3 protein-coding genes are annotated in these 4,592 nt (G+C 34.1%); 1 reads left to right on the forward strand and 2 read right to left on the reverse strand.

The genetic code is table 11. From position 1 onward, the window contains the following. Positions 1–304: 304 nt before the first annotated feature. Positions 305–832 carry a lipocalin family protein gene (locus tag VNJ50_RS11495; protein ID WP_325582003.1) on the reverse strand — a complete coding sequence of 176 codons (528 nt, stop codon included), beginning with the start codon at positions 830–832 and terminating at the stop codon, positions 305–307. Positions 833–866: 34 nt separating this feature from the next. Beyond that, on the reverse strand, positions 867–1,523 hold the full coding sequence (locus VNJ50_RS11500) for a MarR family winged helix-turn-helix transcriptional regulator (protein ID WP_325581999.1): 657 nt from the start codon (positions 1,521–1,523) through the stop codon (positions 867–869). Between the two features lie 111 nt (positions 1,524–1,634). Here VNJ50_RS11500 and VNJ50_RS11505 point away from each other — a divergent pair, with 111 nt between their 5' ends. Further along, positions 1,635–4,061 (forward strand): TonB-dependent receptor, encoded by a 2,427-nt coding sequence (locus VNJ50_RS11505; protein WP_325582001.1) that lies wholly within the window; start codon positions 1,635–1,637, stop codon positions 4,059–4,061. The last annotated feature ends 531 nt before the right edge of the window (positions 4,062–4,592 follow it).

Raw genomic sequence — 4,592 nt, forward strand, 5'->3', positions numbered from 1 at the left:
GATGATTACGATATTGAAAATGAAATGTCTAAAAAATCAAATGAGGTAAAAAGAATTATAAGAATCAGAAAAGAGAAAGAGAAAGAAAAAAACGTCGCCTAATAATTAATAGAACAAGCTATAGATATTTTAACTTAATTATTGGTGAAACAGAATACTTAGCCAAAAATCCATCCGAAGCTAAAATCTCATTTTATTTTCTATAAAACAGGTGAAAATCAAGTAGAAATGATAAGAATTCCACATCAGCATATGGACAATGACTAATGTCTAAAAGATAAATTGGCTGCATAACATGAACCGTTTAGTTCTCATTCAAATACGGATTATTGGTTTTATCGTGTTTTACCCAAATTAATTTGGAAATATCGTAACCAATCTCTTCTGCTATTTTCAAGTACTTTGTTTTCACCTCTTGGGGAAGGTTTTTTGTGCGTGATAAAATCCACAGATAGTCTAAATTTTTTCCTGCAATCAAAGCATATTCATAGTTTTCATCTAAAGCAACGACATTATACCCCGAATAAAAAGGTCCAAAGAAACTTACTTTTAAAGCGGCTACATTTTTATCTCCTCTAAATTTTGCCAAGCCATCTGCTTTGCTCCATTCATTTTTCACGTAGTTAAAGCCGCTGTTCAGCACGATGATGTTTCCATTTTTATCCAATTGATATTGGGCGGAAGTATTATCCAAATCCTTTTCAAACCGAAAATCAAAACGGGCAATTTCATACCACGTTCCCAGATATCGATTAACATCAAAATCATCAACTGGTTTTGCATTTTCAGGATGGGAGGCACAAGCATTTAAAAGTAAAATTCCAAAAGCCATACCGGCTGTTCCTATAATTGATTTTATTTTCATTTTATACTATTTTAAAAGTTAATGCTTCCTTCAGCAAATTTTCAGTTTCAATATTCTTGTCATAAATAGCTTGGTGAAAATCATCGAGTTTATTTAACAATCGTATCAATTCTATTTTTTCATTTTGAGATAAATTTCCTGTTACGATTGCAGTTGCTTGCCGTATTTTATCCATTTGGTTTTCTAAAACAGTTAAGCCTTTTTGAGTGATTGTAATAACTTTCCTTCTTTTGTCGGTTTTTGAGTCTTGTTGTTCAATCCAACCTTGACCTATTAGCCGATTAATAATTTGCATTCCGGTTGGTTTTTCGTGTACATTTTTTTTGATTAAATCCGTTTTTGACATTTGGCCAAAAGCTTTTAAATTTATCAAGTAAATAAAATCTTCCTGTGTTGAGAATTCGGATCCAACAATTGCCGATTTAGAATAACTTTTCGCATACCTGTTTAAGTGAACAATCAACGTATTGATAACGCTTTCTGCACTTCTACCCTTTTCTTTTCCTTCCCAATTGGGCTCATTAGGATAAGTTTTATGGGTTACTGAAATCCATTTTTTAAACCCGGCAACAGAATTTTCAAAATAATTAGTTTGCTTGTTTTCAGTCTCAAATTGTTGGGCCAAATCAAGTATATCCTTTATCAAACTGTAATTCATTTTGGAGTAATTTTAGTACATAAAAATACTATTTTATTTTTAATATAGAATAAATCTAGACATATGTTTATAAAATAAGTTTATTTTTGTAATAATTAATCCTTTTATTGTATGAGACCTTTCCTTCTTGGATTGTTTTCCATTTTTTACGGAAACATACTTTCTGCCCAAACAATGGGAACTATTAATGGTGTCGTAAAAGACAAAAACACTCAAGAAACACTGACAGGTGTTGTACTTAGATTTGTGGGAGAAGCATCTTTAAACATTACAACCGATGAAAACGGAAGTTTTTCAATACAGCTTCCGGTTGGGAAATACAATTTGGAAACTTTGTACTTTGGCTATGCCCCTTTTATGCTTTACAATATCAATTTAAGTTCTGGAAATGCACAAATATTACAAATAGAATTGGACGAAAAAAGTCAGGAGCTGGAAGAAGTAGTGATCAATACCGGAAAATCAGTTAGGGCAACCAATATGATAACACCGTTGGCAACCCAACGATTGACAGCCGAAGAAATTAAGGTAAATCCTGGAGGTAATTTTGATGTTTCAAAAGTTATCCAAGTTTTGCCTGGCGTTGCAGGAGGAACAACGCCCAATAGAAATGATATTATTGTACGTGGCGGTGGCCCGAGCGAAAATGTTTATTATTTGGATGGCATTGAAATTCCTGTTTTGAATCATTTTCAAACGCAAGGAGCTAGTGGCGGTGCAACTGGAATTTTAAATGTGTCGTTTATCCAAGATGTACAATTAGCGTCATCGGCTTTTGATGCCAAATATGGCAATGCATTGGCTTCCACCATTAACATCAAACAACGAAATGGCAATCCGGATAAATTAAGTGGAAATTTTCGTTTGTCGGGAACAGAATTCGCAGCTATGTTAGAAGGTCCTTTGGGCAACAAAACGACCTTTATGGCTTCGGCAAGACGTTCTTATCTACAATTTTTATTCAAACTGTTGGACTTACCCATTCGTCCCGATTACTACGATTTTCAATACAAAGTAAACCACAAGATCAACAATAAAACCGAATTGACTTTTATTGGAATTGGAGCAATTGACAATTTTAAATTGGCAGTTCCCAAAAAAAGTGATGCTAACACAGAATATATCAATCGGGCAAATCCTTTAATCAACCAATGGAATTACACGGTGGGTGGCACACTTAAACAATTGATAGACAACGGTTATTATACCGTTGCTTTAAGTAGAAATATGTTTTTTAATGGTGCAGACCGATACGCAAACAATGCCATAAAAAATGGCCCTAAACTGTATAGTTTGGAAAGCCATGAAACGGAAAACAAACTTCGTTTTGATATGAACAAATTCAAAAATGGTTGGAAATACAGCTATGGTTTGGATGCTCAATATGTAAAATACGATGCTGATATTTTCAATACCACTAAAGAAGAAATTACTGATAATGAAGGAAATGTTATCAGCCCTGCGATAAGTTTTTCGAGCAATACAGCCATTGATTTTTTCAAATTTGGCGTGTACGGCCAAGTTGCAAAATATTTTTTTGATGATCGATTTCTAGTATCTGGCGGTATTCGATCAGATGTCAATACTTATACAGAAAGCGGATTAAACCTCTTGAGAAGTATCTCGCCAAGAGCTTCTTTTTCGTATGTTATCAACACTAAATGGAATATTTCGGCATCGGTCGGAAGTTATTATAAGCTGCCTGTTTACACGATGCTTGGCTACAAAGACAGTAACGGTGCACTTGCCAATAAAGATTTGAAATACACCAATTCTATTCATTACACTATTGGAACTGAGTTTCTTCCTAGAAATGATTTCCGCATTACTTTAGAAGCTTTTTATAAAGATTATGGTAATTACCCAACTTCCTTAACCAGCGGAATTTCTTATGCCAATATTGGCACTGATTATTCGGCCGTTGGAAGCGACAACTATACTTCAACAGGAAAGGGACGTGTTTATGGAGTTGAAGGTTACATTCAGCAAAAGTTGATTAAAAATCTTTTTTATGTGGCAAGTGCCACGCTTTACAAATCGGAATTTTCAGGTATAGATGATAAGTTTAGCCCTTCAACTTGGGATTATGGTTTTATCGTTTCTTCAACTTTAGGATACAAATTCAAAAACAATTGGGACATCGGTTTGAAATACCGCATAGCAGGCGGGCAACCTTACACGCTTTTTGACATGACAGCTTCAACAGAAATGTACTTGACTACCGGAACTGGTATTTACGATTATTCTCAACTCAACAGCAAACGACTTCCTGCTTTTAATCAATTGGATTTGAGAGTAGACAAAAAGGTCAATTTCAAAAAGGTAAGCTTAAATGTATTTGCCGATTTTCAAAATATTCTGCTCTACAAAACGCCCAGCTTGCCCAAGTTTACATTTGAAAGAAATGAAGACAACACAAATTTTAAAACAACCGACGGACTACCGATAAAAGCAGATGGAAGCAATGCTATTCCCTTTATTCTAAATGAACGTTCGGCAACGGTGGTACCCTCTATCGGATTTGTTTTTGAGTTTTAAGTGCCAAACCTATTGAGGTATGCACATTGGAAATCTACTGTTCAAAAACAAACTTGCCAATGAACATATATTTTACTTCTACAAAAAAACACGACACATTTATTCTTAGATAACAGTTTCATTATTTCCACTAAACTTGTAAGAAGGTTATTCGACTGAACATTGGTTCTAAAACCTGCTCCATGGAAAAGCCGAAAACTATCGTCGTAGCTACAAATGAAAATTGAGGTGGCGGATTTCAATTTTTGACATTTACAGAAACCGTAAATAATGAAAAATTCAATATTCGAGAAGCAAAAGGAAATGGTGTACAGAGAATATACATTTGTAAATCTTTAAATTTGATAGTTGTGATCACGGCAGGCAACTATAATAATTGGGAAATCAAAAATGATTAAAAAGCATTGCTGGTAAACCAAATATTGCTCCTGATTATTAATAACAATTACTAGACTTTTTTAAACTTCAACGCCAACACATAAATAAAAATTGTCGCTTAACCTTAAGCCTGCGTTTTGTTTTTTTTAAAGT

Source organism: Gelidibacter sp. (assembly GCF_035577925.1).
In the GTDB taxonomy this organism is placed as follows: Bacteria; Bacteroidota; Bacteroidia; order Flavobacteriales; family Flavobacteriaceae; genus Gelidibacter.

Bases quoted from the DNA above. Each gene is read 5' to 3' on its own strand.
- VNJ50_RS11495 (WP_325582003.1), bottom strand. From the start codon at position 832: ATGGCTTTTGGAATTTTACTTTTAAATGCTTGTGCCTCCCATCCTGAA.
- VNJ50_RS11500 (WP_325581999.1), bottom strand. From the start codon at position 1,523: ATGAATTACAGTTTGATAAAGGATATACTTGATTTGGCCCAACAATTT.
- VNJ50_RS11505 (WP_325582001.1), top strand. From the start codon at position 1,635: ATGAGACCTTTCCTTCTTGGATTGTTTTCCATTTTTTACGGAAACATA.